This window comes from Pseudoduganella danionis (assembly GCF_009720775.1).
Classification (GTDB): domain Bacteria; phylum Pseudomonadota; class Gammaproteobacteria; order Burkholderiales; family Burkholderiaceae_D; genus Rugamonas; species Rugamonas danionis.
On the sequence record NZ_WNKW01000002.1, the window covers coordinates 406916 to 432338 of the forward strand.

The 25423-nt window shown below is 56.2% G+C and carries 25 protein-coding genes and 2 tRNA genes; 16 read left to right on the forward strand and 11 right to left on the reverse strand.

Features of this window, described 5'->3' with window-relative positions:
• The first annotated feature begins 119 nt into the window (after positions 1-119).
• Positions 120-1955, forward strand: a complete 1836-nt coding sequence (gene typA, locus GM655_RS09915; RefSeq protein ID WP_155434507.1) for a translational GTPase TypA — start codon at positions 120-122, stop codon at positions 1953-1955.
• A gap of 209 nt (positions 1956-2164) precedes the next feature.
• Here the strand turns inward: typA and GM655_RS09920 are convergent, their stop codons facing one another.
• Entirely contained in the window at positions 2165-3781 is a 1617-nt protein-coding gene (locus GM655_RS09920) for a family 43 glycosylhydrolase (RefSeq protein ID WP_155434508.1), read from the reverse strand.
• Between the two features lie 168 nt (positions 3782-3949).
• On the opposite strand from GM655_RS09920, the gene dusA reads away from it, so the two are divergent.
• From dusA to GM655_RS09945, 5 genes are all read left to right on the forward strand, one after another.
• Positions 3950-4975, forward strand: coding sequence for a tRNA dihydrouridine(20/20a) synthase DusA (gene dusA / locus GM655_RS09925; protein WP_155434509.1), 1026 nt, complete (start codon positions 3950-3952; stop codon positions 4973-4975).
• Positions 4976-5311: 336 nt separating this feature from the next.
• Positions 5312-7066: a methyl-accepting chemotaxis protein gene (locus GM655_RS09930; RefSeq protein WP_229632497.1), complete on the forward strand. Its 1755-nt coding sequence runs from the start codon at positions 5312-5314 to the stop codon at positions 7064-7066.
• Between the two features lie 109 nt (positions 7067-7175).
• Positions 7176-7514, forward strand: a complete 339-nt coding sequence (locus tag GM655_RS09935; RefSeq protein ID WP_155434818.1) for an energy transducer TonB — start codon at positions 7176-7178, stop codon at positions 7512-7514.
• Between the two features lie 65 nt (positions 7515-7579).
• On the forward strand, positions 7580-7927 hold the full coding sequence (locus GM655_RS09940) for an energy transducer TonB (RefSeq protein WP_155434510.1): 348 nt from the start codon (positions 7580-7582) through the stop codon (positions 7925-7927).
• Between the two features lie 137 nt (positions 7928-8064).
• Positions 8065-8472 (forward strand): hypothetical protein, encoded by a 408-nt coding sequence (locus GM655_RS09945; protein ID WP_155434511.1) that lies wholly within the window; start codon positions 8065-8067, stop codon positions 8470-8472.
• A 47-nt stretch (positions 8473-8519) separates the two neighbouring features.
• Here GM655_RS09945 and GM655_RS23185 read toward each other — a convergent pair whose 3' ends face one another.
• The 3 genes from GM655_RS23185 to GM655_RS23240 all read right to left on the reverse strand — a co-directional run bounded on the left by GM655_RS23185 (position 8520) and on the right by GM655_RS23240 (position 10875).
• The gene (locus tag GM655_RS23185; RefSeq protein WP_267874295.1) at positions 8520-8645 is read right to left on the reverse strand and encodes a hypothetical protein; all 126 of its coding nucleotides are present in this window, start codon (positions 8643-8645) and stop codon (positions 8520-8522) included.
• 109 nt (positions 8646-8754) lie between these two features.
• On the reverse strand, positions 8755-9216 hold the full coding sequence (locus tag GM655_RS09950; protein WP_155434512.1) for a hypothetical protein: 462 nt from the start codon (positions 9214-9216) through the stop codon (positions 8755-8757).
• A 183-nt stretch (positions 9217-9399) separates the two neighbouring features.
• Entirely contained in the window at positions 9400-10875 is a 1476-nt protein-coding gene (locus GM655_RS23240) for a DUF4214 domain-containing protein (protein WP_155434513.1), read from the reverse strand.
• Positions 10876-11282: 407 nt separating this feature from the next.
• On the opposite strand from GM655_RS23240, the gene GM655_RS09960 reads away from it, so the two are divergent.
• The 8 genes from GM655_RS09960 (at position 11283) to GM655_RS09995 (ending at position 17550) form a co-directional block, all read left to right on the forward strand.
• Entirely contained in the window at positions 11283-12644 is a 1362-nt protein-coding gene (locus GM655_RS09960; protein WP_155434514.1) for a tyrosine-type recombinase/integrase, read from the forward strand.
• A gap of 109 nt (positions 12645-12753) precedes the next feature.
• On the forward strand, positions 12754-13695 hold the full coding sequence (locus GM655_RS09965; RefSeq protein ID WP_155434515.1) for a hypothetical protein: 942 nt from the start codon (positions 12754-12756) through the stop codon (positions 13693-13695).
• 99 nt (positions 13696-13794) lie between these two features.
• Entirely contained in the window at positions 13795-14064 is a 270-nt protein-coding gene (locus tag GM655_RS09970; protein WP_229632498.1) for a hypothetical protein, read from the forward strand.
• Positions 14064-14423: a hypothetical protein gene (locus GM655_RS09975; RefSeq protein ID WP_155434516.1), complete on the forward strand. Its 360-nt coding sequence runs from the start codon at positions 14064-14066 to the stop codon at positions 14421-14423. The genes GM655_RS09970 and GM655_RS09975 overlap by 1 nt, the downstream gene beginning before the upstream one ends.
• 100 nt (positions 14424-14523) lie before the next feature.
• Positions 14524-15702 (forward strand): plasmid recombination protein, encoded by a 1179-nt coding sequence (locus GM655_RS09980; protein ID WP_196308741.1) that lies wholly within the window; start codon positions 14524-14526, stop codon positions 15700-15702.
• Positions 15703-15996: 294 nt separating this feature from the next.
• The gene (locus GM655_RS09985) at positions 15997-16413 is read left to right on the forward strand and encodes a hypothetical protein (protein WP_155434518.1); all 417 of its coding nucleotides are present in this window, start codon (positions 15997-15999) and stop codon (positions 16411-16413) included.
• On the forward strand, positions 16410-16718 hold the full coding sequence (locus GM655_RS09990; protein WP_155434519.1) for a hypothetical protein: 309 nt from the start codon (positions 16410-16412) through the stop codon (positions 16716-16718). The genes GM655_RS09985 and GM655_RS09990 overlap by 4 nt, the downstream gene beginning before the upstream one ends.
• 265 nt (positions 16719-16983) lie before the next feature.
• Positions 16984-17550 carry a recombinase family protein gene (locus GM655_RS09995; protein WP_155434520.1) on the forward strand — a complete coding sequence of 189 codons (567 nt, stop codon included), beginning with the start codon at positions 16984-16986 and terminating at the stop codon, positions 17548-17550.
• A gap of 665 nt (positions 17551-18215) precedes the next feature.
• Here GM655_RS09995 and GM655_RS10000 read toward each other — a convergent pair.
• From GM655_RS10000 to GM655_RS10015, 4 genes are all read right to left on the reverse strand, one after another.
• Positions 18216-18291: transfer RNA gene (locus tag GM655_RS10000), tRNA-His, on the reverse strand.
• Between the two features lie 126 nt (positions 18292-18417).
• On the reverse strand, positions 18418-19260 hold the full coding sequence (gene murI, locus GM655_RS10005; RefSeq protein ID WP_155434521.1) for a glutamate racemase: 843 nt from the start codon (positions 19258-19260) through the stop codon (positions 18418-18420).
• Positions 19260-20789: a fumarate hydratase gene (locus GM655_RS10010; RefSeq protein WP_155434522.1), complete on the reverse strand. Its 1530-nt coding sequence runs from the start codon at positions 20787-20789 to the stop codon at positions 19260-19262. Before GM655_RS10010 ends, murI begins: the two co-directional genes overlap by 1 nt.
• Positions 20790-20803: 14 nt before the next feature.
• Positions 20804-21409 carry a TIGR00645 family protein gene (locus tag GM655_RS10015; protein WP_155434523.1) on the reverse strand — a complete coding sequence of 202 codons (606 nt, stop codon included), beginning with the start codon at positions 21407-21409 and terminating at the stop codon, positions 20804-20806.
• A 230-nt stretch (positions 21410-21639) separates the two neighbouring features.
• On the opposite strand from GM655_RS10015, the gene acs reads away from it, so the two are divergent.
• Positions 21640-23628, forward strand: a complete 1989-nt coding sequence (gene acs / locus GM655_RS10020; RefSeq protein WP_155434524.1) for an acetate--CoA ligase — start codon at positions 21640-21642, stop codon at positions 23626-23628.
• An 86-nt stretch (positions 23629-23714) separates the two neighbouring features.
• Positions 23715-23805: transfer RNA gene (locus tag GM655_RS10025), tRNA-Ser, on the forward strand.
• Between the two features lie 349 nt (positions 23806-24154).
• Here GM655_RS10025 and GM655_RS10030 read toward each other — a convergent pair.
• From GM655_RS10030 to GM655_RS10040, 3 genes are all read right to left on the reverse strand, one after another.
• Positions 24155-24541 (reverse strand): hypothetical protein, encoded by a 387-nt coding sequence (locus GM655_RS10030; protein ID WP_229632499.1) that lies wholly within the window; start codon positions 24539-24541, stop codon positions 24155-24157.
• On the reverse strand, positions 24538-24885 hold the full coding sequence (locus tag GM655_RS23305) for a penicillin-insensitive murein endopeptidase (protein WP_155434525.1): 348 nt from the start codon (positions 24883-24885) through the stop codon (positions 24538-24540). The genes GM655_RS10030 and GM655_RS23305 overlap by 4 nt, the downstream gene beginning before the upstream one ends.
• A gap of 151 nt (positions 24886-25036) precedes the next feature.
• On the reverse strand, positions 25037-25423 hold the full coding sequence (locus GM655_RS10040) for a hypothetical protein (protein WP_155434526.1): 387 nt from the start codon (positions 25421-25423) through the stop codon (positions 25037-25039).

Consider the following 25423-nt stretch of genomic DNA (forward strand, 5'->3'; position numbering starts at 1 on the left):
AAATATTCAGGATTCCGCAAAGAGTTGCACCGCACCATGCTATACTACGCGGTTCCAGAAATTGGCACCTCCCGTACATCCTGTACGAACTCGCAGTTTTTCAGCAAATATAAAAGACCATGTCCAATACTAAACGCGCAATTCGCAATATCGCCATCATCGCTCACGTTGACCACGGCAAGACTACTCTTGTTGACCAACTGCTGCGTCAGTCTGGCACCTTCCGTGAAAACCAGGCAGTTGATACCCGAGTCATGGACTCGAACGACCTCGAAAAAGAGCGTGGCATTACGATTCTGTCGAAGAACTGCGCGGTAGAGTACGAAGGCACCCACATTAACATCGTTGACACCCCGGGCCACGCCGACTTCGGCGGCGAAGTAGAGCGCGTGCTGTCGATGGTTGACTCCGTGCTGCTGCTGGTGGACGCACAGGAAGGCCCGATGCCACAGACCCGTTTCGTGACCCGCAAAGCGCTGGCACTGGGCCTGAAACCTATCGTGGTGGTGAACAAGATCGACCGTCCGGGCGCACGCGCTGACTGGGCGATCAACCAAACTTTCGAACTGTTCGACAAGCTGGGCGCTACCGACGAGCAGCTGGACTTCCCTATCGTTTACGCATCGGGTCTGAACGGCTACGCCGGTCTGGACGAATCGGTACGTGGCGGCGACATGAAGCCACTGTTCGAAGCGATCCTGAAATACGTACCAGTACGTGACGACAATCCAGACGGCCCGCTGCAGATGCAGATCACCTCGCTGGACTACTCGTCCTACGTGGGTAAAATCGGTATCGGCCGTATCAACCGTGGCCGCGTTAAGCCAGGTATGGACGTCGTGTTCCTGAACGGCCCTGACGACACCCCGACCAAAGGCCGTATCAATCAGGTACTGAACTTCAAAGGTCTGGAGCGCGTGCTGGTTGACGAAGCTATGGCTGGCGACATCGTGCTGATCAACGGTATCGAAGAAATCGGCATCGGTTCGACCGTGTGCGCGGTAGATACCCCGGAAGCGCTGCCTATGCTGACCGTGGACGAGCCTACCCTGACCATGAACTTCATGGTCAACACCTCGCCACTGGCCGGCCGCGAAGGTAAATTCGTCACCTCGCGTCAGTTGCGTGACCGTCTGGACAAAGAACTGAAATCCAACGTGGCACTGCGCGTGCTGCCAACCGACGACGACACCGTGTTCGAAGTATCGGGTCGCGGCGAGCTGCACCTGACCATTCTGCTGGAAAACATGCGTCGTGAAGGCTTCGAGCTGGCCGTTTCGCGTCCACGCGTTGTGTTCAAGATGGTTGATGGCGTCCGTGAAGAGCCATACGAAATGCTGTCGGTGGACGTAGAAGAAGCCAACCAGGGCGGCGTGATGGAAGAACTGGGCCGTCGTCGTGGCGACCTGCAGAACATGGAATCGGATGGCAAAGGCCGTGTGCGTCTGGAATACCGTATTCCAGCCCGTGGTCTGATCGGCTTCCAGGGCGAATTCATGACCCTGACCCGCGGTACCGGTCTGATGTCCCACGTGTTCGATGCCTACGCTCCAGTCGACACCAGCAAAGGTGAACTGGCTGGCCGTCGTAACGGCGTGCTGATCTCGCAAGACGACGGCACCGCTGTGGCCTACGCTCTGTGGAAACTGCAGGATCGCGGCCGTATGTTCGTCGAGCACAACACCCCTGTGTACGAAGGCATGATCATCGGTATCCACTCGCGTGACAACGATCTGGTGGTGAACCCGATCAAAGGCAAACAGCTGACCAACGTGCGCGCCTCGGGCACCGACGAAGCTGTGCGTCTGGTTCCACCTATCCAGATGTCGCTGGAATACGCGGTTGAATTCATCGAAGACGACGAACTGGTAGAAATCACGCCTAAGTCCATCCGTCTGCGTAAGCGTTACCTGAAAGAGCACGAGCGTAAAAAAGCTTCGCGCGAAGGTCAGTAATCGCCAGTGTAAGATGTTGAAAAGCCGCCTACGGGCGGCTTTTTTCATGGTGAAAGGAGACAGTATGCTGAGTCGCCTGAATCAGTGGCTGGGCGGCGCGGCGCTGCCCGAGTTCTCCCGTTCCACCTGTTATTTGCCTGCCTGAGGGGCAGCGTGGTGCTGGTGTGGTCGCTGCTGCGCTTGCTGCATCCGTAGTCCCATCATGGCCGCTACGACGGCAGCGCACGGTACTTGAAATCGATCAGACGCACGCTGCCCGTGCCAGCACAGTAGATGCCCAGCTTGAGGCTGATGAAACCGCCGAATACATTGTGGTGCAGGCCCGAGACTTCCATGCGCAGGCCGTGCAGTTGCCAGCTCCGGCCATCATCGTAGGAATAGTGGAAGGTCACCACGTGTTCGAGATTGCTGACGCGGATACGTACATTGCGCGCGCTAGCGGGCTGGCGCATCCAGCTCTGTTCTTCGGCATATTCGTAGGTCTTGATCAGTTCGGGTGTGAAGCCGACGCCGACGAAGGCTTTGTGGTTGTAGAACAGCAGCAGCCCCGCTTCCGTCGCGCCTTCCAGTTCGAGGCTGATTTCCGCCTCGTAGGAGCGGTCGCCGACACCGCAGGTGAGCGGGGTGCTATCGGCCGGGGTCTGGCCGCGTGCGCGCAGACGTAGTGCCTGCGGCAGATACTGTACGCGCTGCATTTCGTCCGGCGCTGGATCGTGGAAGCTCCATTGCACGCCGAAGCGGTTACGCGAGAAGTCGTCCGACAGGGCAAAGCCGGCTACGCCTGCAGCGGCCATTGCCTTGCTGGCGGCGCGCGGCTTCGGCAGCGGGCGCGACAAGTCGCCACCGAGGGCGCGGAACCAGCCATCTGCGGTCCACTCTATCGGTTCCAGCAAGGTCTGGCGGCCTAGCGTGCGGTAACCGTTTTCGTAGCCGTGGTATACCATCCACCAGTCGCCGGCCGGGCCTTCCACCAGCGTGGCATGTCCGCGCGACCACCACGGTTCGGCAGCGCTGCTGCTGCGAACCAGCGGATTATGCGGGCAGTGTTGCCACGGGCCGTGGATGGAACGGGCGCGCGCCGCTATCACCATGTGACCTGTGGCCGGACCGGCCGTGCCGCCCACTGCCGTAATCAGATAGAACCAGTCACCACGGCGCAGCAGCTTCGGACCTTCGGGCGCAAAGTTTTCTACCACCCAGTCGGCCGGATAGCGCCATGGCTGATAGGCTGCTTCCAGCGCGCCTTCGGCACGCAGGCCGTCGTCACTCAGGCGGATTTTGCGGATGCCATTCACAAACAGATAGCGCTTGCCGTCTTCGCCGACGATGTGGCCGGGGTCGATGCAATCGCGGATGCCTGTGTCGATGGGCGCGCTCCACGGCCCTGCGATATGTTCGGCATGGATCACGTAGATGCGCCAGCCCTGATTGTCGGGATTGGCGGGAATGTAGATAAAGTAGCGGCCCTGATGCTTGCACAGATCGAGCGCCCAGATCGTGCCCAGCGGCTGATGCAGGGCTGGCCCTACGGGCACCCAGTTCACCAGATCGGTGGAGTGCCAGATGATGATGCCCGGATAGGAAAAGAACGACGAGAACGTCATGTAATAGTCGCTGCCATCTTTGAGGATGGTGGGATCTGGATGATCGCCCGCAAGAATGGGGTTGCGGTAGCTGCCATCGCCGAGATCGGCTTTGCGCTGCCCTTCGTGGCTAGTGCCCCAGCGCACAGGCTGGCCGGTAGCTTGCGCCGGCACAGTTGCGCCGAGCGCGGCAGCGCCCGTCATCAGGGTTTTCAGGGCATGGCGGCGCGGGTTGGGGTTCATGGCGGAAGCACGAAAGATGGGATGCAGCGATACTGCTCCGTCCCGTCGCAGCCGGCAATTCCGAAATCCGCCAAACCGGCCAGCTTTTTTGCGCAGGCGGGCGCGGGCGGTATTCCCGCTCTATTCGGGCTATAATGTCGACCCCCTAGCATATTTGCCTTTCACGTCATGAGCGCTACCACTCCACCGACCTCCGCTTCCGCCCCTGTGCAGGCTAGCCGCCGTCTGTCGGTGGCGCCGATGATGGACTGGACTGACCGTCACTGCCGCGTGTTCCACCGCGAGATCAGCCAGCATACCTGGCTGTACACGGAGATGGTGACCACGGGCGCGCTGGTGTATGGCGATGTAGAACGCCACCTGCGCTTCAACGAAGCCGAGCATCCCGTGGCGCTGCAACTGGGTGGTAGCGATCCGGCCGATCTGGCCACCAGTGCCAAACTGGGCCAGCAGTGGGGCTACGATGAAATCAACCTGAACTGCGGTTGCCCGTCCGAGCGCGTGCAGAAGGGTGCTTTCGGCGCCTGTCTGATGCTGGAGCCGCAGCTGGTGGCCGATTGCGTGAAAGCCATGCGTGATGCTGTCACTATCGATGTGACAGTCAAGCACCGCATCGGCATCGACAAGGAAGAGGGCTACGGCTTTGTGCGCGATTTCGTCGGCACGATTGCCGAAGCCGGCTGCGAAACGTTCATCGTGCATGCCCGTAACGCCGTGCTGAAAGGCTTGTCGCCCAAAGAGAATCGCGAGATTCCGCCGCTGCGCTACGAAGTGGCCTATCAGCTCAAACGCGACTTCCCGCAACTGGAAATCCTGATCAATGGCGGCATCAAAACGGAAGCGGAAATCGACCTGCATCTGCAGCATGTGGATGGCGTAATGCTGGGTCGCGAGGCGTATCACAATCCGTTTGTGATGGCCAATTTCGACCAGCGTTATTACGGCGATACGCGCGCGCCGAAAACCCGTGAACAGGTGATCGAAGCGATGATTCCCTATATCCAGTCGCAACTGGATCTGTACGGCCAGTACGGCCTCAAACTCAACTCCCTGACGCGCCATATGCTGGGTCTGATGCAAGGTCTGCCCGGCGCGCGCGGCTTCCGCCAGACCCTGTCCGACTCCAAAAAACTGGCACTGGGCGACCCTGCGTTGCTACGTGAAGCAGCCGCCTGTCTGCGTCTGCCTGCCTGATTTTTCCGCAAAAAAGCGAACTTTCCACGGGACTGTTGGTATTTCCGCGCAGAAAGTTCGTTTGCGCATTTTTGCGGCAGGTTTTGCTTGCTTCGAGGAAAAATTTGCATCTATAATTCCCAAATATTCACACATATCCACGCTGCGTGCTTGTGTGGGATGCGGTTCAAAAGCGACAAGCCAGACCAGTTCGGATCGCATTTTTTGCATTCGCAGTCATTGTTTGCTACTGTCATAGATATTACTTAGCAGCAAGGGCCAGCGAGATCGTGTCGTCTACAAAACGGGACCATCTGCGGCACTCATATCAACTTTGTCACTTACGAAGAAGACGAAATGAATTTAGCAAAAATGAAAGTCGGAACGCGCCTGGGTCTTGGTTTTGCGCTGGTCCTATTATTCCTCGTGGCGGTGACTGCCGTCGGCATTCTGCGTATGAGCCAGATCCAGCAACGTCTGGATCACGTTATTTCGGTGAACAACGTGGTGTCGCGTCTGGTGGTTGATATGCGTAACAACGTCGGCGACCGTATTACTTCGCTGCGTATCCTGACCCTGATGACCGATGCTGGCGATATGGAGCCAGAAATGAATCGCATCAAGGAACTGGCATCGAAATACGGTGATGCACAGACCAAGCTGAGCTCGCAGTTCGCGCTGGAAGCTACGGCCGAAGAGAAAGCCCTGCTGGCCACCGTGAAAGAACAGGAAGCCATCGCCATGCCGGCGATCGCTAAAGCGTCGGAAATGTGGCTGGCCAATAAAGCCGAAGACGCGACCAAAGTACTGATCAAAGAAATCCGTCCAGCCCAGAAAAAATGGATGGCTGCGCTGGAACAACTGGCCGCGCTGGAAGACAAGATGAACGAGCAGGTGAAGGATGATGCCGCTGCAGGCTTCTCCAGCGCCCGTAACTTCATGATCATCATGGGTCTGTTAGCGGTAGCAATTTCGATGGTGGCTGCTTACATGATTACCCGTGGTCTGCTGAAACAGCTGGGCGGCGAACCGGATTACACCGCATCGATCGCTGGCGCTATCGCCAACGGCGACCTGTCGATCAGCATCAACACCGAAGGTCAGGATCAGGACAGCCTGCTGGCCGAAATGAAAGAAATGCGCAACAGCCTGGTAGACATCGTAGGCCAGGTACGTTCGGGTACGGAAACCATCGGTACCGCATCGCGTGAAATCGCTGCCGGTAACATCGACCTGTCGTCGCGTACCGAAATGCAGGCCAGCTCGTTGGAGAAAACCGCTTCGGCCATGGAAGAGCTGACCTCGACCGTGAAACAGAATGCAGACAATGCCCGTGAAGCTAACCAGCTCGCATCGGCGGCTTCGGATGTGGCACTGCGCGGCGGTAAAGTGGTGTCGGAAGTGGTCGACACCATGAGCTCGATTGACGCTTCGGCCAAGAAGATTGTGGACATCATCGGCGTGATCGATGGCATCGCCTTCCAGACCAATATTCTGGCGCTGAACGCTGCAGTGGAAGCAGCCCGTGCCGGTGAACAGGGTCGCGGCTTCGCGGTGGTGGCATCGGAAGTGCGTAATCTGGCCCAGCGCTCCGCTGGCGCTGCCAAAGAAATCAAGATGCTGATCGACGACTCGGTAGAGAAAGTCGGCGCAGGTACCAAGCTGGTAGGCCAGGCTGGTGTGACGATGGAAGAAGTGGTGTCCTCGGTACGCCGCGTGACCGACATCATGAGCGAAATCGCCAACGCCAGCCAGGAACAGAGCGCAGGTATCGAACAGGTTAACCACTCGATTATCGAGATGGATGCCATGACCCAGCAGAATGCTGCACTGGTAGAAGAAGCTGCCGCTGCTGCCCAGAGTCTGCAGGATCAGGCCAATGAACTGGCACGTGTGGTCAGCATCTTCAAACTGACGGAAGGTGATGAGCGCAGTGTAGCGGCTTACCAGCCAGCGGCCGCCGCCAAGGTGGTTGCCAAGCCGGTAGCGCCGCGTGCACCAGTGAAGAAGCTGGCTGCTGCTCCAGCACCAGCCGCTGCACCGGCTGCCAAAGCCAAGAAGGCTGCGCCTGCACCTAGCGCCGCTGGTAGTGATGAGTGGGAAGAGTTTTAATTTGTAGCAAACCTTTGCCGCAGTCTGCCGCCACGCTTTTGTGTGGCACGTAGGTCCGCTGTGGGATTCGATTAATCAGTTGTTAATAATAATTAGCTTGGAACGCATGATGAATAAGTTTTCGACCAGTGTTTTTGCCGCCTTCATTCTGTCGGCTGCTTCGACCACCTTTGCTGCTGAAGTTCCTGCATCGCTCGATGCAAAAAACTGCAAAGCTGAATATCCAAAAGCTTCGCTGCTGAACGAAGAGCAAGGCGATGTAACGATGTCCTTCCTGGTGGCCGCTGACGGCACCGTGGTGGAATCGAAAGTAGAAAAATCGAGCGGTTTTAAAAACCTGGACAAGGCCGCAGTCAAAGCCTTGAGCGCATGCAAGTTCAAGCCTGGCACCAAGGATGGCGCAGTCGCCCAAACCTGGACCAAGGTTGACTATAGCTGGAAGCTGTAAGACTACCTCGCCGGCCATGACGCCATGGCCGGTGTGCCGGATACTAAATACTGGGGGGAAATCAGATGTTGACGAATAAGCGTTGGTTGAGTGTGGTAGCAGCAGTGCTCGTTTCGAGCGCACCCGCAGCATTTGCTGCCGAGGTTCCAGCATCGTTCGATGCCAAGACCTGCAAAGCGGAATACCCGAAAGCGTCGCTGATGAACGAGGAGCAGGGCACGGTTTCGATGTCCTTCCTGGTCAAGGCGGACGGCACCGTGATCGACTCCAAAGTCGACAAGAGCAGCGGTTTCAAGAATTTGGACAAGGCCGCCATCAAGGCGCTGAGCGCCTGCAAGTTCAAGCCGGGCACCAAGGACGGCGCACCTGCCGAAACCTGGACCAAGGTGGACTACGCCTGGAAGCTGGACTGATCTTCCCGTCCCGACAGAAAAAGGAACCGCTAGCGGTTCCTTTTTTTTCATCTGTAACAACGGGTGTAACAAGCTGTAATGCCTGTGCCGGCGCGGGCTACTTGGATTTATAGTGGCGCCATTAGAGGAGATGCGCCATGAACAAAAACCTGATCGTTGCCGTGCTGGCGGTGGCTGGCCTGAGTGGCTGCGCAACCCAGCAGCCTGCCTATTATTCGACTGCCACCCGCGTACAGGATCCCTACCAGTGGCATACTGTATCGGTCATGCCGTCCGACCGCATGGTAGCCAGTGGCCCTGCGACCGTTTATACGACGGAAGAGTTGCCAGTTAGCAGCAACCGCGTGACCTACACCAGCGAACCTGCTTACACCACCACTTACGTGACCCAGGCACCCGTGTATTACGCTCCAGCGCCGGTGTATTACGCACCGGCACCGGCCTACTACTATCCACCGGTCAGCATCGGTCTGGACTTCTCGTTTGGACGCTGGTGCTGCGGCGGCCATTACCACGGCCGTGGCTGGGGTGGCCGCCGTCGTTAAGCGTCCTACTGCATGAGGCAGGTGGAGGATAGATCCGCTGCCTCCTGCTAGCGTAGCTGGTAGAGGGCGGTGTTCTGCTGATCCAGCATGCTGCCGGAGCAGAGTTCATAGGTGGCTGCGCATGCCAGACTTAGCAACAGCGCGCCCGTAGCAAGATGTAAGGTGCGTACCATAGCAAACTCCCGCGTATGTTTGAACTTGTTGTAAGTTCAGCATAACGCGGGAGTTGTCATTTGTGCGTCAGACTATGCTCCGACACTGTGTAGGACTATGCCTCGTGGCTTAGAAGCGATTCTTCGATTTAGGCCAGACCACAATAGGGCCGGCCGGTGCCGTATCGACTGCGCCCGATTGCTCCAGCCAATGCTGCAGCAGTTCCGGATGCTTGAGCTGTATGCCCTGGCCATCGATGAAACCGACGTATTCGAGCATTTTCGGGTCCAGCTTGGCCTTGTTCACGGTAGGTGCATTCATGACCATGCGGTCATAGGCTTTGCGCACCTTGTTCTCCCATTTATGCAGGCTGCTGTCATCGAAGCGGTTGTTTTCAAAATACACCGTCAGCGAGCCATCAGGATTGCCGAAACCGGCGATGCCCGAGCCTTTGCGGATAGACGTCGAACCTGCCACATCGAACTTTTCGGTGGGAACGAAAACCCCGGCGCGGCCGTCCAGATCGGGGCGGCTGGTCGGAGTGTCCTTGCTGTAGGTGGCGACTTCGTGCAGAGTTTTTTCTTCAGACATGGCGGAGCTGGAATTCAGAGAGTGACATACGTGGCGCGAACGCGCAGCAGATCTTATTGTAGCGCCATTTAGTGCTTTTCGGAAACAGGTGCGAAGAAATTTTTGTGACGGGAAGTCGAGCGACGTCCCCGAGCAACCAGGCAGTGGCGTGCACCGCTGGTCGCTCTGGCAGGGCGTGCTGCCTCAACCCCAGGGGCTATAGGTAAAACCGTTACCTATGCTGCCTAATAGTGCAGCCTGGTTTTCCGTGCTCTCTCCGAAATAGGCCAGCATTTCGGAGCGCGTAACGTCACCCGCATTCATATGGCCCAGCCAGAAAGCGAAACCGGCAGGGTCGCCGGCACGGTGCAGGACGTTCTGATACATACTGTTGAGGAAGTCGGTGTTGCTGGGATTTGTACCATACAGATCTGTGAACTCCTTGCTGCTGACAAAGAGCGCTGCGACGTCATTGAGCGCCATGCCTTTGTCCATGGCGCTGATCCAGTATCCGAGGCCGGCGCTATCGGGCACGCGATTGAAAGCAGCTTGGTACAGCCGATAAGCCTGGCCGCCAGTGCCGCTGATGTCCAGCGCCATGGTTGCGTCGCTAAACTGCAGGCGCTCCACCCCGGACAGTGTATCGATCGGACCCGCTGCACCATTGGTCTGCAGATTATAGCCATCGACGGTTTTGCTGATGGTGTACGCAGCTCTGTTCGCACTGAGGATGACCGTGTCATTCCCCGCACCGCCATTGATGACGTGGCCATCGTCCGCTAGTCTGATGGTGTCGTTGCCTGTCCCAGCATTGATCAGCACACTGTTGCCGCCACCCTGGAGGCTGATTTTATCGTTGCCTGCGCCGCTGGCAAAAGTCCACGCCTTGGTGAGAGGTGAACCCATGACGATGTCGAAGACGTCATCACCCGCAAAGTTCTTTTCATTGCCCAGCAAGTCGGGGCTGATGACCGTGCTGGAGCTGACAGGCAGTGCCAGATTGGTCAGGCTGAGTATGCTGCCATCTGTGTATTTTTCAATAAAGCTGGATGCCGTACCCGACACCGTCATCGCGCCCAGATTCGGCGAGTTGTTGACGTTGCTGCTGCTAATAGAAAAGTTACCGCTTAGCGTGCTGGACGCCACGATTTTTTCGGCTTTGTAGCTCAATGAGCTCACTGTTCCGCTGAGCGCGCCGCCGGGGGCGATGGTGATCGAACCTGTCATGGTATCGGTGCCGTTGCCAAGCAGGCTGTCGTAATCAGGGCTGTAGCTCGGTAGCAGGCTCTGTATGTTGACAGAAGAAATTGTGGCGCCAGAAGTGTCGATGATGGTATTGGCGCCGTTGATGGAATAAATGTAGTTAATCAGGCCCGTCGCCGTCAGGCGGAAATGAAGCGGGTAGTATTCTTCCAGACTGGTTGCGGTTGCCGTGCCGCTGCTCGCATTCGGGTTGGCCTGTACTACGCCATCACTGTTGCTATAGGCGCCATCGCTATAACTGAGGTGCAGACGTCCGTTATCCAGGCTGGCATTGGTGAAGCTCGGATGATTGTCGCCGAAACTATTTTCTGTACGGAAGAAGCCGGCAATGCTGTCGGCCAGGGTGTCGTTGTTGTTGATCTCTTTAAAGAGAGTGTTGATGATATTGCTGCTGAGATTAACAGTGATATTTGCCACAGTGCTCCTCCAGACAATAGACTATAGTCATGCAATTTTTACATAAAAATTGAACAAGAATCCACGTTACCGTCATACTGTTGCGGATTTGCCAGAGATTGCCCAAATCGACTAGATGGACCAGAGGGGGGATTGTGTTGGAGGCGCTACGCCTGGATATCGATAGAGCAACAGGCCATATAGCGCGAGGGTGGGGTGGCTGATGGGGCTCGAACCCACGACGACAGGAATCACAATCCGGCGATTTATGTATTTATTGGTGTTGAAATGCAACTATAAAACTCGCCATATTCATAAATATCAATGACTTACGATTATTGTCGTGTGTGCTTGTTTGCATCATTGTAGATTGATATACTCAAATCAGGGTTACATGGCGGTTACACGGACTGATGGAGTATTGAGCTATGGCAAAAGAAGCATTTACTGCGGGGCGGATTAGGAAGTTCTGCTGTGAGGATGGTAAGTCCCAATCGTTCCTTTGGGATGCTACTGCGCCGGGCTTGGGCTTGAGGGTCACGGCAAACGGAGTGAAGACATTTATCTTTCAGGGGAAGCTGAACGGGCAAACCATGCGTATAAGCATCGGTTCTCCTAGTGCTTGGGAGATACCGCAGGCACAAGCCGAAGCCCGACGATTGAAAGTGCTAACCGATAGTGGGAAAGACCCCCGCCAAGTGAAGGCGGCAGCAATCGAGGCGGAGCGCAACGCACAAGCGGAAAAGGAGGCCGAAGCGGCAGCAATACAGGCGCAGGAGGAGCGTGAAACGCTAACGCTGGGGGTATTGTGGCCGATTTATATTGAAGCCCGCAGGAGCGCCAAAAGGCGAGGGGGCAAGGTTGGCTGGAGTGATTGGCATATCCGTGACCATGAGAATGTTATGCGCGCAGGTGGTGAGCCCAAGAAGCGGGGCAAGGGATTAACTGAGCCAGGCCCGCTTGCCTCTTTGCGCGATGTTCGCTTGGTTGACCTAACCAGTACCCGTATTGCTGAATGGCTGGCAGGTGAGACGGAGAATAGGCCGACGCAGGCGGCGTTATCTTTCCGTCTGTTATCTGTATTTATGAATTGGTGTGCAGCTAACGAAAAATACGCCGGTCTTGTTCCTGTGGGTGCTTGCAAATCCAGTAAGGTAAGAGACGAGATACCCCGAAATAATGCTAAGAGTAACGATAGCTTGCAACGTGAGCAGCTTACCCCTTGGTTCAAGGCTGTACGTGAAATGAACAATAAGGTGCAGTCTGCTTATCTACAAGCCTTGCTGCTGACTGGAGCCCGTCGCCGTGAGCTTGCGGGCTTGCGGTGGGCTGACGTTGATTTTCAATGGCTAAGTTTGACCATTCGCGACAAGGTTGAAGGCGAGCGAACTATTCCACTTTGCCCGTATGTGGCGCATTTATTGGCAGCACTGCCCCGCCGCAACGAGTTTGTATTCTCTAGCGCATCGTCTGACAATGGACAGTTAGCGGAGCCGACGCCGGGGCATAAGAGAGCGCTGGCTGTGGCTGGACTGCCTAATGTCACGCTACACGGTCTGCGCCGCTCGTTTGGTTCGCTTGCTGAGTGGGTGGAGATGCCTGCCGGAATAGTCGCGCAAGTGATGGGGCATAAACCCAGCGCCACAGCCGAAAAACACTATAGAGAGCGCCCCTTAGACCTATTGCGAATGTGGCATACGAAGCTCGAGCAATGGATGCTGAACGAGGCAGGCGTTAAGTTCACACCAGCGCCAGCAACTTCCGTAGTGCTGCGCGTAGTGGCAAACTAGAAGCGCGAGAAGTTTAAGCATCAGTCTAGCCCGACGGGGCGAAAAGCCGGAACCTCACCGGCCTGACTGGTGCCCCATTTCTGAGGAGCGCACCGGAGGGGTGGCTGGTTTGAAAATCAATGAAATAAAGGCTAAGTTAGCAGCGACAAAGACGCCGCAGCCGCAGGCAAAGCAGCCGGTAGACGACAGATTCATTTCAGTGTTGGAGTTGATTAGACGGATTCAGCAGACGCCAGGCACGACCGCACAACAGGCCGCTGACTGCCTTCTAAGCTGGGGCTTGCTGATGGATGGAGCGCCGCCAATCATTGTCAACTCTAAAACTAGGGGGCTTGTGCTTGCGGAAGCCATGCAACAGAAATGCGCCATTCAACGCATTGAATATGTTTTCCATCGCGGGAGTTTTGAAAGTGATGACGGGCTAGTAACGTCAATTGATTATGAGCTATTCGGCTTCGATAGAGCGGACTTTGCGAGTTTTCTGCAAAGTAAAGCAGGCGAGCCGCTAGACTTGTTTTCCCCATTGGAGGCTGATGATTTTCCGCCTTGGCCTCTGCCAAAAAACCAAGAACCATTATCCGATGATGAGCGCCGCGCAATTTGGGACGCAGGTGCACGCGAACGGGAGATTGACGCAAAAATCAAAGAGTATGAGTTATCAAGGTGTGTGACACCATTGGAAATTCAGGTGCGCGATGAGCAGATAGAACGCCTCAAGCAAGCGAAGGCGGCGCTGCATAGTGTAAATATGAGCGAGCCAGCGCCAGCAAGCGAAAAGGTGTCTGCGATGGGTGATTTAGCCGCGCATGATGTTATGGGGATAACGAAGCGAGAAAGGCAAATACGTGCGATAGAAGAAGAAATCGCTAAAGCTGGATATAAACCGCTGGCGGTAATCACTGGGGGAAAAAGGAAGATAAAGGCAGCTTGCAAGCGTGAACATCCAGACCTATTTGGTGCTGGTGATGACCCATTTATAGCGGCATGGCAGGAGGCGCTTAATCAAGGAAGGGTGAGAACGGAAAGACACACGCAATACTCCGGTAAGTAGGGAGAAAATACCCCACAGCCCTACTCTTGCGTCCCCACTAGCACCCCAGTTTCCAATGAATCATCTTCAACACGCAGCGATGCGAAAGGGTGATTCAAAATGCAAACCGCAAATATCAACGAACTACAACATGCTATCAAATCCGCAACCGCCGCCAAGCGGTTGCAAAACTTCCCGCCAATCGACCAAGAGAACCGCAGCCATGTAGAAACGGCCTGCGCTGCCTTCCACCTCATGCGCCAAGCGCAAACGCTGCGCGCTTGGGCCTGCCATGAAAACGGCCCGCTTCGTCCTGTTCGCATTAATGGCCGCTTGGCTTGGAAAGTCGATGACATCAAGCGCCTTGTGGCAGAAGGGAGCGCCGCATAATGGACAAGGGCCAATCCCCACTGTTTGCAGAATTGACCCTTGGCGCTGACACCCAAGATTCTACCGCACAAAGCGGCGTAAAGTTCACCGGCACGGATAACCCGCGACACTTACGCGTAATCCATGCGCTGATGACTAGACCACGCAAGCGCGAAGAAATTGACCGTATTGCGGGCGCGTCTAATGGCCCAGAACTGATGGCGGAACTGCGTAGACGTGGAATTAGCAGAAAGGCGCGCAGGGTTCCAGGCATCGACCGTGACGGCTACCCTATTAAGTTCGGCATCTACGAATTCAACGACGACGACCGCCGCGCCGTAAATGCTTGGCTGTCAAAACGTAACCGGAAGGGCAGCTAATGCGGGCCGCGCTGTTTCAGATGGCGCGGTTTTTGTCCATTCAAGCTAACACACTGCTGCTGCTGGTTATGCTGGCGCTGGTGTTATGCGGGGGGGTGCAATGACCGCGGAGAGCCACTTCCTTAGAGTAAAGAAATTAGTAGGAGCGGGTATAGTTCGTGCGGCAGCAAAACACAATCTGCGCGAGATTGCCGCTGAATTAGGGGCAGATGGGCATATCGATGTAAGCCGAATTGTCTATAACTTGGTACTTGCTGGCGCTGATAGTGCGGAGATGATTGCAAAGGAAAGTCAGACTGCCCTGAAAGCCGCGGGCGTTACAAAGCTTCGACGCGATGCAGTTAGAGTCGTAGAGTTGGTGTTTTCGCTTCCACTAGCAACCCAGATAGACCAGCGCCAGTTCTTTGTAGATGCGGTTAGTTGGGCGGGCGAATACTTCAAGGTGCCAATCCTAAGCGCGGTAGTGCATAACGATGAATCAGCTCCGCATTGCCATGTGTTGCTATTGCCGCTTGTTGATGGGCGCATGGTGGGCAGTGACCTAGTGGGCGGGCGGCATCGGCTGGTAGCGATGCAGGATGACTTCTATAGCGGAGTGGCAGCAAAGTATGGGCTGAGCAAACCAACGCCACAGAAGCGCATTAGCGCCACAGAAAGGCAGAGAGCCTTAGCGCTGATACGCGAGTGCCTACATGCCAATTCAGGCTTGCAGGACAACGTGATAGATGCGCTGCTTGCGCCGCATGGAAGAGACCCAGTGCCGCTGATGCTGGCTCTAGGAATCGACCTGCCAGAGCCGGAGCCTAAGAAGGGCGGGTTTGTTCAGATGATGACGAAGCCATGCAAGCCAGAGCGCAAAAGCAGAAACCTAGGGTTTGCAGACACTGGCACGTTAGCTAATGATGAAACCCTATGCTCTGTAGGGTTCGCCCCTTCCGCACCATCAAAACAGGCCACACAGCCAGCGCAGCAGCAGACCGAAGCCAGCCCACAAGCGCCAGCAGATAACGCGCCAGAAGCCAGCCTAGAGCCTGCCAGTATCGAGCTAGCGCATGTTCCTCAGCCGATGGCCACAGATGACCGGCAGCACGATAGTGAGTTCACCCGCGAGAGCCTAGACCAGCCTGCGGAACTATGGGATAGCGATACAGGTGACTGGATACGCCCACCAGCCCGCAAGGCATCACACAGGGCGTTAGCAGGCGCAGCGGTTAGCGCGGTGCTAGCGATGTCTAGAAGCGGCGTAGCTGGCCCGTATGCCGTGCCCTACAACGTTTGACGAAAGGATGACGAATATCTTGACGAACAACTAAGTACAGGACTATCCTGTTTTCGCACCTAAAAAAGACGGTGCCGGGTTTGGCGACCTGAATACACGCGGCGTATAGCCGCCCCCTTAAGGCGGCTTTTTTACGTCTGTTGCATTGTCACGTCCCTATGAGTGGCAGTGTTGGGGATACCTTCGGGTATGCCGGTTGCCGTGTGTGCCGGTTCGCCAACCCTGATACTGCCACTCACCCGCCTAAATCCGTGCTGGTGGTGGTCACTTCAACTTTGATGAGGCCGCAAACTAATGGAAGTCGTCACACCGTCCCACACACACCTGAACAGCGAACCAACGCCAATCGTCTTAGATGCGCCATACGGTGCAATGCACGTCAATCGCATTGATGACATCGACCACGCTAGCATGAGGGCCGAACAACTCTGCGAGTTGCTCACACTGATGAGCGCAAACGATAAGCAACGCACGATGCTGCGCCTTGCTAAGCAGCTTGCTAGTGAGATGTTAGATAAGGCAAAGGCTGCTTTGGCGACCGATATTGGAGAAGATTTGCGAGCCGCTGCCAAGTTTGCCGATGAGGTGATGTCCTTCCTGCTGGATATTTCTCAAGAAGAGTTGAGTAACATGCTTTGGCTTGCTCAGCAGATTTGTGATGAGTTGTCCGGCACCTTGCACGGCATGGCTGACGAGCGAGGTGTAGCATGAACGCGCCTATTCCACCAAACGTGCTAGCGCTCGCTCAGTCACATGGTCGCACCGTTCATTCCGTAGTTTCAGAAATGACGTCTCGCGCTGGAGACATCGAAGGAGCCTTGGAAAACATAGCGGTCTTGGTCGACTCGATATATCAGCAGGTTGACGGTGCTGTTTGGACGAATGAGGAAGAGGCAAAATATGGTTCTAGTGCCATCAATTGCTTCACCGCCTGCATCGAGCGCTACCTAGAACTCATTACACAGGCGGCGGCGGACATATCTAATCTGGGTAGTTACTTTGATTTCACCAGTTAGTGAATTTGTTTGGCGGCGCAATTGTGGGCCGCGAGATTAAGCCAGTCCGGCATGTTCCCCCATTGGGGTTACATCAATCCATAGTTGGTTCGATGTTCAGACGGAAGACCGCGTTAGAACGAATGCAATCAGGGTGTTAGGAAACGAACGATTTCTAACAGGTAGCTGTGGCCACAGAAACACATGTTAGAAATTTAGGGGTTGAACTTTCTAACATATGGATATATTCTGACACCGTTTTCTAACACCTTCAACAGGAATCAACATGGCAACCTTCGCATACGGACGAGTTAGCACGGCAGACCAGACCGCCGACAATCAGCGCATCGAGATAGAGAAGGCAGGCCACAAGGTTGATTACTGGTTCCATGACACAGTATCGGGCAAGACCAGCGCCAGTCAGCGCCCACAGTTTGCCGCCATGCTTGGGCAGATTCGCGATGGTGAGACGCTGGTAGTTAGCAAGCTGGATAGGTTGGGCCGTGACGCGCAGGACGTGGGCGCGACAGTAAAGCTGCTGGCCAGCCGCAATATCTCGGTAATCGTTCTGCAATTGGGCAAGCTAGACCTTGCCTCACCTGCTGGCAAGATGATGCTGACTATGCTGGCAGCGGTGGCTGAGATGGAGCGCGACATGCTGGTAGAGCGCACGCAAGCAGGGCTGGCACGTGCAAAGAGCGAGGGTAAGACGCTGGGCCGCCCTTCAAAGACTTCCGCCGTACAGCGTGAAGAGATAGCCGCTAAGTATGCGCAGGGCGTAAGCGTTAGCGAGTTGGCGCGCCAGTATGGAGTATCGCGTGCTAACGTCTTGGGCGTGGTAAAGCCAGCGTAATTACTCTGTATTTGGGTGGTATTGGCCTAGACCTCGCAAGGGTGCCATTTGAAACGCGACCCTTGCCGCCATCGAGGTTGCCACCGCTGGTGTAAAGCTGATTAACCGTCTGCCCAATTTTCCGCAGACGGTCAGCCGCCATATCAGACCTCATTCGCTGGGTTGGCATAAGCCTGCCTAGAGATTCCCCCATGTTTGGAGAGGGGGAGAGGGATAAAAAGGGCTAGAGTCACTTAGGCAAAAAACCGCCGCCGTAGGGAAATTTCTATAGCCGCAAAATTCACGTTTTGAAAAATGGCGTAATCGAGTGCCATACCGGCCTGCCGCTTGTGGATGGGAGTTGCCAAGACCGCTTTGATAGTCGGTTATTCACTTCCACAAAATCCCAATTTCCGCGCATTTAGCTGCGAACCCATCCGCGAACTTAACCAATAACCGGAAAGGGTTGGATTCAAAGTCTAGCCCCCTCGCTCGGTCTATAACCGCGCATTGCTGGCGCTGCTTAACAGCCGGGCGTGGCCATCTTGTGCGTACTAGGTGCGTACCATGGGGGTGTTGGTGGCGCCGGGTTACACAGTGGTTACATGGCGAAATTGGGCGGGCTAGAAAGCAAAAAAGGCTACAAGCCAAAAACTTGTAACCTCTTGATTTTGCTGCGTATTCTGTGGGGTGGCTGATGGGGCTCGAACCCACGACAACAGGAATCACAATCCTGGACTCTACCAACTGAGCTACAGCCACCACTGATTTACTTCCAACTACACACCGTTTCGTGTGCAGGTGCCGCATTATACAGGCCGATTCTTAAACGTGCAAATGTAAATGCAAGTTTTCCAGAAGGAAGCTTCAGATGCCTGCCAGAACAGCTTAAACGGCCACCTGTTCCACTTGCGGGTGCCATCCCAGCAAGTGCTCGAAAGCTGCCGCCAGTGCTGCTACGGGCGCGCTGGTGTAGGCGCGCAGCGTGGCAGGTGCTGACGCAGCATCAACCAGGCTTGGGCGCAAGAGGCTAGCCGCCGTCAGCAGGCGTACCAGTTGGCGCGCCACGGCATCACCCGTATCGACCAGCTGCACATCGCTGCGTCCGTGATGGTCGAGCACACGCTGTATGCCGTCGCGCACGAAAGGGTAGTGGGTGCAGCCGAGCACCAGCGTATCAGCACCTTGCTCGAGCAAGGGCGCGATGTAGCGCTCCAGCATGGCCGCGATGGCCGGATTGTGCAGATCACCGAGTTCGATCTGGTCCACCAGCCCCACGGCGGGCTGCAGCAGGAACTCGGCACCCGTAGCGTTGCTGATCTGCTCGCGCAGTTGCAGGAATTTTTCGCCCTGCAGCGTGCGCGCCGTGGCCAGCACGCCCACTTTGCCGTTGTGGCTGGCCGCTGCCGCCGGTTTCAGGCCCGGTTCGACGCCCACCACGGGCAGCTCCGGATATCGCGCCCGTACCGCCTTGATGGCTGCCACAGTGGCCGTATTGCAGGCCACCACCAGCGCCTTGGCGCCCAGCGACAGCAGAAATTCCGCAATCGCCAGCGAACGTTGCACCACATAGGCTTCGCTCTTTTCGCCATACGGCGCATGGGCGGAATCGGCGAAGTAGAGCAGATCTTCCTGCGGGCACTGGGCACGGATGTGCCGCAGTACCGATAAGCCGCCCACACCGGAATCAAAGACGCCGATGGGGGCGTGCGCGCTACGGCTTAAGGACATCAGGCTTTAACGATAGGTACGTTGAGTTGTTCGATCTTGGCTGCCCATTCTTTCGGGCCGGTGTTGTGCACCGACGTACCAGCGGCATCAACGGCGACCGTTACTGGCATATCGACCACGTCGAACTCGTAGATGGCTTCCATGCCCATGTCTTCGAAGCCCAGTACCTTGGCGCTCTTGATGGCTTTCGACACCAGATACGCGGCGCCACCAACGGCCATCAAGTAAGCCGATTTGTGCTTCTGGATCGATTCGATCGCAGCAGGGCCGCGCTCGGCTTTACCGATCATGGCGATCAGGCCGGTTTTCTCCAGCATCATGTCGGTGAACTTGTCCATACGCGTCGCGGTCGTCGGGCCGGCTGGGCCTACGGCTTCGTCGCGCACTGGATCGACCGGACCGACGTAGTAGATCACGCGGTTTTTGAAGTCCACTGGCAGCGGTTCGCCTTTGGCCAGCATGTCCTGAATACGCTTGTGCGCAGCATCGCGGCCGGTCAGCATTTTGCCGTTCAGCAGCAGGGTCTGGCCCGGTTTCCACGAAGCGACTTCTTCTTTGGTCAGCGTGTTCAGATCGACACGTTTCGACAGTTCCGTGTCCGGTGCCCAGCTTACGTTAGGCCAGGTCGACAGCGGTGGCGGGGTCATGTAGGAAGGACCCGAGCCATCCAGCACGAAGTGGCCGTGACGGGTTGCCGCGCAGTTAGGAATCATCGCCACGGGTTTCGAAGCCGCGTGGGTCGGGTGCATCATGATCTTCACGTCCAGCACGGTGGTCAGGCCGCCCAGACCTTGTGCGCCGATGCCGAGCGCATTGATCTTGTCGCACAGTTCGATACGCAGTTCTTCCAGCTTGTTCTGCGGGCCGCGCTGTTTGAGTTCGTACATGTCGATGTCTTCCATCAGCACTTCCTTGGCCATCAACATGGCTTTCTCGGCAGTGCCGCCGATACCGATACCCAGCATGCCCGGCGGGCACCAGCCAGCGCCCATGGTCGGCACGGTTTTCAGTACCCAGTCGATCAGCGAATCGGATGGATTCATCATGATCATCTTCGATTTGTTTTCCGAGCCGCCGCCTTTGGCTGCGACCTTCACGTCGACCGTGTTGCCTTCTACCAGTTCCATGTGCACCACGGCCGGGGTGTTGTCCTTGGTGTTCTTGCGGTCGAACTGCGGGTCGGCCACGATGGAAGCGCGCAGCTTGTTGTCATCGTAGTTGTAAGCGCGGCGCACACCTTCATTGACGGCATCGGTCACGGTGCCGGTGAAGCCTTCGAAGCGCACGCCCATACCGATTTTCAGGAACACGTTGACGATGCCGGTGTCCTGGCAGATCGGGCGTTTGCCTTCCGCGCACATGCGCGAGTTGGTCAGGATCTGGGCGATAGCGTCTTTGGCAGCAGGGCTTTGCTCGGACTCGTAAGCGCGCGCCAGATGCTCGATGTAGTCAGCCGGATGGTAGTAGCTGATGTACTGCAGAGCAGCGGCAACGGAATCGATCAGGTCTTCTTGCTTGATGATGGTCATGATGGTCTCGCGGGTTAATGTGACTTGGATTCTTGATGCGTTACGCTGGTGATGCGGTCAGTGTAGGCAATCGCCAGCGCGGACAGCAGGAACACAACGTGGATAACGGTTTGCGCCACCAGCACCTTGATTTCGTAGGCGTTGGCGTTGATGAAAGTCTTGAGCAGATGGATGGACGAAATGCCGACGATGGCCATGGCCAGCTTGGTCTTCAGCACGGAAGCATTCACGTGCGACAGCCACTCGGGCTGGTCCGGATGGCCATCCAGATCAAGCCGCGACACAAAGGTTTCGTAGCCACCGATGATGACCATGATGAGCAGATTCGAAATCATCACCACATCGATCAGGCCCAGCACGACGAGCATGATGGTGGTTTCATTGAGCTTGTCCGGCACGGGCGCGCCGGGCACGGCCACGGCAGCGAAGATGTGCTGTAGCGCTGCTTCGTTGCCGAGCGCTGCGCCGATCAGGTCTTTGAGTTCGACCCAGAAATGGAACACGTAGACGCACTGTGCCAGTATCAGACCCAGATACAGCGGCAGTTGCAGCCAGCGCGACATGAAAATAAAAGCAGGCAGGGGACGCAGCGGGCGCGGATTCGGGCTGGGTTGGGTCATGCAGGGGAACTCCGGAAATAGCGCCGTAGCGCGGGTTGCCGATATTTTACACGCGCATTGAATGTATCGCAGTGCAATGTCGCGTCTGCTGTGGTGCGTGCTACAGCGCGCGGAAATCTTGGTAAAATGACATAATGTTAATATAGTCTGTTCGCCACCACGGCCTGTAAGGGCTCAGTAAGCGACGGCGATTATGGTTATCTCAAAGATTACAAACTCAGGAGACGAGCATGACCAGCACTACGACTCAACAAGGTCCACAAGAATCCCGCATCTTCCCATCGCCAGCAGCGTTCGCCGCGCAGGCCACCGTATCGGGCATGGATGCTTACAACGCCCTGTGCGCTGAAGCAGCTGCCGACTACGAAGGCTTCTGGGGCCGTCTGGCCAAGGAAAACCTGGTATGGCAGAAACCGTTCACCAAAGTGCTGAACGAAGACAATGCCCCGTTCTACAAATGGTTCGAAGACGGCCACCTGAACGTATCCTACAACTGCCTGGACCGCAATCTGCAGAACGGCAATGCCGACAAGACCGCCATCATCTTTGAAGCGGATGACGGCAAATCGGTGCACGTGACCTACAAGGAACTGCACGAAAAAGTCTGCAAATTCGCCAACGGCCTGAAATCGCGCGGCATCAAGAAAGGTGATCGCGTCATCATCTACATGTCGATGTCGGTTGAAGGCGTGGCTGCCATGCAGGCTTGCGCCCGTATCGGCGCGACCCACTCGGTAGTGTTCGGCGGCTTCTCCGCCAAATCGCTGCAGGAACGTATCATCGACGCCGGCGCCGTGGCCGTGATCACCGCCGACGAACAGATGCGCGGCGGCAAACAGCTACCACTCAAAGCTATCGTCGACGAAGCGCTGGCACTGGGCGGCTGCGACACCATCAAGGACGTGATCGTCTACAAACGCACGGGCGGCAACATCAATTTCGTCGCAGGCCGCGACCTGTGGCTGCACGATCTGGTAGACAACCAGTCGGCCGAATGCGAGCCAGAATGGGTCGATGCCGAGCATCCGCTGTTCATTCTCTACACCTCTGGTTCGACCGGCACCCCGAAAGGCGTGCAGCACTCGAGCGGCGGCTACCTGCTGTGGGCCGCGCTGACGATGAAATGGTCGTTCGACATCAAGCCTAACGATGTGTACTGGTGTACCGCCGACATCGGCTGGGTCACTGGCCACAGCTATATTGCCTACGGCCCGACGGCAGTGGGCGCCACTCAGGTGGTATTCGAAGGTATTCCAACCTTCCCGAACGCCGGCCGCTTCTGGGGCACCATCGCCAAGCACAAAGTCAGCATCTTCTACACGGCGCCTACCGCGATCCGTTCGCTGATCAAAGCTTCCGATCTGGACGCCAGCGTGCATCCGAAGAACTATGACCTGTCCAGCGTACGTCTGCTGGGCACCGTGGGTGAGCCGATCAATCCGGAAGCCTGGATGTGGTACTACACCCAGGTTGGCCGCGAAGTGTGCCCGATTGTGGACACCTTCTGGCAGACCGAAACGGGCGGTCACATGATCACCCCGCTGCCGGGCGCAACCCCGATGGTACCGGGTTCGTGCACGCTGCCGTTGCCGGGCATCATGGCCGCTATCGTGGACGAATCGGGCGCCGACGTGCCGAATGGCCAGGGTGGTATTCTGGTCGTGAAACGTCCATGGCCATCGATGATCCGTACCATCTGGAATAACCCGGACCGCTTCAAATCGAGCTACTTCCCGGAAGAGCTGGGCGGCAAGATGTATCTGGCAGGTGACGGCGCGATCCGTAACAAGGACACCGGCTACTTCACCATTACCGGTCGTATCGACGACGTGCTGAACGTTTCCGGTCACCGTATGGGCACGATGGAAATCGAATCGGCGCTGGTGGCCAATCCGCTGGTGGCGGAAGCTGCGGTGGTCGGCAAGCCGGACGAAACCACGGGCGAATCGATCTGCGCCTTCGTCGTGCTGAAGCAGGCACGTCCGACTGGCGACGATGCCAAGAAACTGGCACTGGAGCTGCGTAACTGGGTGGCGAAAGAGATCGGCCCTATCGCCAAACCGAAAGAAATCCGTTTTGGTGACAACCTGCCGAAGACCCGTTCGGGCAAGATCATGCGTCGTTTGTTGCGCGTGCTGGCCAAGGGCGAGACGATTACGCAGGACGTCTCCACGCTGGAAAATCCAGCGATTCTGGAGCAGCTGAAAGAAGCGTCCTAAGCAATAAGTTAGGCGTGGCAAATAAACTTTGTAGTCTTGGGAATATTTGCTATAATTCGCGGCTTCTCCGGAAGGGGAAGCAAGCAGGAGAGGTGGATGAGTGGTTGAAGTCGCACGCCTGGAAAGCGTGTATAGGTTTATAGCCTATCGGGGGTTCGAATCCCCCTCTCTCCGCCAGGAATACAAATGTTAAAAAGGCCACCCTCGGGTGGCCTTTTTGCATTTGTTTCATGGCGGAGAGAAGCAAGGCCCCTGCGGGCCTTGCGCGGGGATTCGAAGGCATCGCCCCTGCAGGGGCGAGCCGCTCCGAATCGCCACTTTGCTGCCGCGTGGCGGCAGCGCGCCGGAGGCGCCAGCGCGTAGCGCAAATTTCTTTCTAGTATGCAAATTCCGGGAAATTCCGGAATTCAAAGAATAAGTCCTCCCGAGACGATGCAACGTCAGCTAACTATCACTGCATGGATGGGGGCGACCAATGAACTTGACCAGAATGTGCTTGTCACAGTTCGCCTCGTTTGGGCCAGCATCAACAAATCGAGCCAGCGATGCTCTTACCTGTTTTCAAGTCCAGACCGAAGTGGCAAGTGTAAGGATTCTTCTTGTCTGGTTTATAAAGGGTGCAACTTAAGTCGCCACGCGCCCGGATGCGCAAATCGGTGGATGCACCGCAGGCATCCTTTTGATCCGGACCGATGGACTCAAACAAAGTCTTGGCGATTGCGCCTTGAACGGCGAACGAGGCGCGTCGGTCTGCTTTAGTTGGCGGTGCCTTTTCAGCCAGATCGTTCGAGTAGACAAGTACGTAGCCCGAAAAAGAGCTGTAAGTGCCGTCCCATGCCTTTTGGGGCGCTGCAAAGGCGAATCCGAAAACGAACGCCCCGGCTAAAAAGCCCTTAGTGATGTGTCTCATCATCGCAGTTTGAGTTGCACGTGAAAGTGGTCATCGTGTCGGGGCCATGGCCGCACCCCTGCAATTTTCGAATCATTAAACAGAATAAGCAGCGGTACTGGGGCAAGCGCTTTAAAGAGATTGATGAGTCTTTCTGTTGCGGATCGGTCGTAATCTTTATCCTGATATACACAGGCGACATGTTTCCCGTTCTTGCGCAATGGCCGTATATCGACATCAAGACCGGTGCGATGGGATTCATGGTCATTGACGGCAGTGCCGCCAGCGGAACTGATATCACCGACGCCGAAACGACGGGAATCCATTGTTTGCCATTCACGTTCGACTGCAAATATTAATGTCAGCATTCTAGGGTGAACATACTGATTAACACCGGAGCCCGGGTTGCCGTAAGTGCTGGGGAATCATCACGAAGCCGCGATCATCGCGCGGCTGAATGATCATGGTCATGTTGACTCCAATTATGCGATACGGTTGGTAATTCAGTTTGTTGTGATATCAATCGCCAGCAACAAAGTACGACATACGCCAACCCTCAGCAGTCTTAGTAAATCCTGCTCGATAGTAGAGGCCTGCGTGGGTAGGGCATTGGATCGTGTTCGCATCAATTATGAAGGAGCAGCGTAGCCGAGTAACACGTGATAGCTCATGTAGCGTTTCTTGATCGCGCTTCCATGCTTCGATAGCCTGATCCGCATCGCTATCGCCACCAAAGCTCCATTTGAACTCGGGCACCATCAACGCCTTTAATGCTCGGTAATTTTTGGTCTTTGCAGCGACATGAACGGAGCGGATAACTGACTTAGCATCATGCGGAATAGGACGCCTTGCCACGCTTGCCTGTGCGCTGGCGCTGGCCCCCAGCACAAGAAAAACAGCGAGCAT

What these genes read in the sequence shown, in the direction of transcription:
- typA (WP_155434507.1), top strand. Translation starts at nt 120, where the DNA reads ATGTCCAATACTAAACGCGCAATTCGCAATATCGCCATCATCGCTCAC.
- GM655_RS09920 (WP_155434508.1), bottom strand. Translation starts at nt 3,781, where the DNA reads ATGAACCCCAACCCGCGCCGCCATGCCCTGAAAACCCTGATGACGGGC.
- dusA (WP_155434509.1), top strand. Translation starts at nt 3,950, where the DNA reads ATGAGCGCTACCACTCCACCGACCTCCGCTTCCGCCCCTGTGCAGGCT.
- GM655_RS09930 (WP_229632497.1), top strand. Translation starts at nt 5,312, where the DNA reads ATGAATTTAGCAAAAATGAAAGTCGGAACGCGCCTGGGTCTTGGTTTT.
- GM655_RS09935 (WP_155434818.1), top strand. Translation starts at nt 7,176, where the DNA reads ATGAATAAGTTTTCGACCAGTGTTTTTGCCGCCTTCATTCTGTCGGCT.
- GM655_RS09940 (WP_155434510.1), top strand. Translation starts at nt 7,580, where the DNA reads ATGTTGACGAATAAGCGTTGGTTGAGTGTGGTAGCAGCAGTGCTCGTT.
- GM655_RS09945 (WP_155434511.1), top strand. Translation starts at nt 8,065, where the DNA reads ATGAACAAAAACCTGATCGTTGCCGTGCTGGCGGTGGCTGGCCTGAGT.
- GM655_RS23185 (WP_267874295.1), bottom strand. Translation starts at nt 8,645, where the DNA reads ATGGTACGCACCTTACATCTTGCTACGGGCGCGCTGTTGCTAAGTCTG.
- GM655_RS09950 (WP_155434512.1), bottom strand. Translation starts at nt 9,216, where the DNA reads ATGTCTGAAGAAAAAACTCTGCACGAAGTCGCCACCTACAGCAAGGAC.
- GM655_RS09960 (WP_155434514.1), top strand. Translation starts at nt 11,283, where the DNA reads ATGGCAAAAGAAGCATTTACTGCGGGGCGGATTAGGAAGTTCTGCTGT.
- GM655_RS09970 (WP_229632498.1), top strand. Translation starts at nt 13,795, where the DNA reads ATGCAAACCGCAAATATCAACGAACTACAACATGCTATCAAATCCGCA.
- GM655_RS09975 (WP_155434516.1), top strand. Translation starts at nt 14,064, where the DNA reads ATGGACAAGGGCCAATCCCCACTGTTTGCAGAATTGACCCTTGGCGCT.
- GM655_RS09980 (WP_196308741.1), top strand. Translation starts at nt 14,524, where the DNA reads ATGACCGCGGAGAGCCACTTCCTTAGAGTAAAGAAATTAGTAGGAGCG.
- GM655_RS09985 (WP_155434518.1), top strand. Translation starts at nt 15,997, where the DNA reads ATGGAAGTCGTCACACCGTCCCACACACACCTGAACAGCGAACCAACG.
- GM655_RS09990 (WP_155434519.1), top strand. Translation starts at nt 16,410, where the DNA reads ATGAACGCGCCTATTCCACCAAACGTGCTAGCGCTCGCTCAGTCACAT.
- GM655_RS09995 (WP_155434520.1), top strand. Translation starts at nt 16,984, where the DNA reads ATGGCAACCTTCGCATACGGACGAGTTAGCACGGCAGACCAGACCGCC.
- murI (WP_155434521.1), bottom strand. Translation starts at nt 19,260, where the DNA reads ATGTCCTTAAGCCGTAGCGCGCACGCCCCCATCGGCGTCTTTGATTCC.
- GM655_RS10010 (WP_155434522.1), bottom strand. Translation starts at nt 20,789, where the DNA reads ATGACCATCATCAAGCAAGAAGACCTGATCGATTCCGTTGCCGCTGCT.
- GM655_RS10015 (WP_155434523.1), bottom strand. Translation starts at nt 21,409, where the DNA reads ATGACCCAACCCAGCCCGAATCCGCGCCCGCTGCGTCCCCTGCCTGCT.
- acs (WP_155434524.1), top strand. Translation starts at nt 21,640, where the DNA reads ATGACCAGCACTACGACTCAACAAGGTCCACAAGAATCCCGCATCTTC.
- GM655_RS10030 (WP_229632499.1), bottom strand. Translation starts at nt 24,541, where the DNA reads ATGATGAGACACATCACTAAGGGCTTTTTAGCCGGGGCGTTCGTTTTC.
- GM655_RS23305 (WP_155434525.1), bottom strand. Translation starts at nt 24,885, where the DNA reads ATGCTGACATTAATATTTGCAGTCGAACGTGAATGGCAAACAATGGAT.
- GM655_RS10040 (WP_155434526.1), bottom strand. Translation starts at nt 25,423, where the DNA reads ATGCTCGCTGTTTTTCTTGTGCTGGGGGCCAGCGCCAGCGCACAGGCA.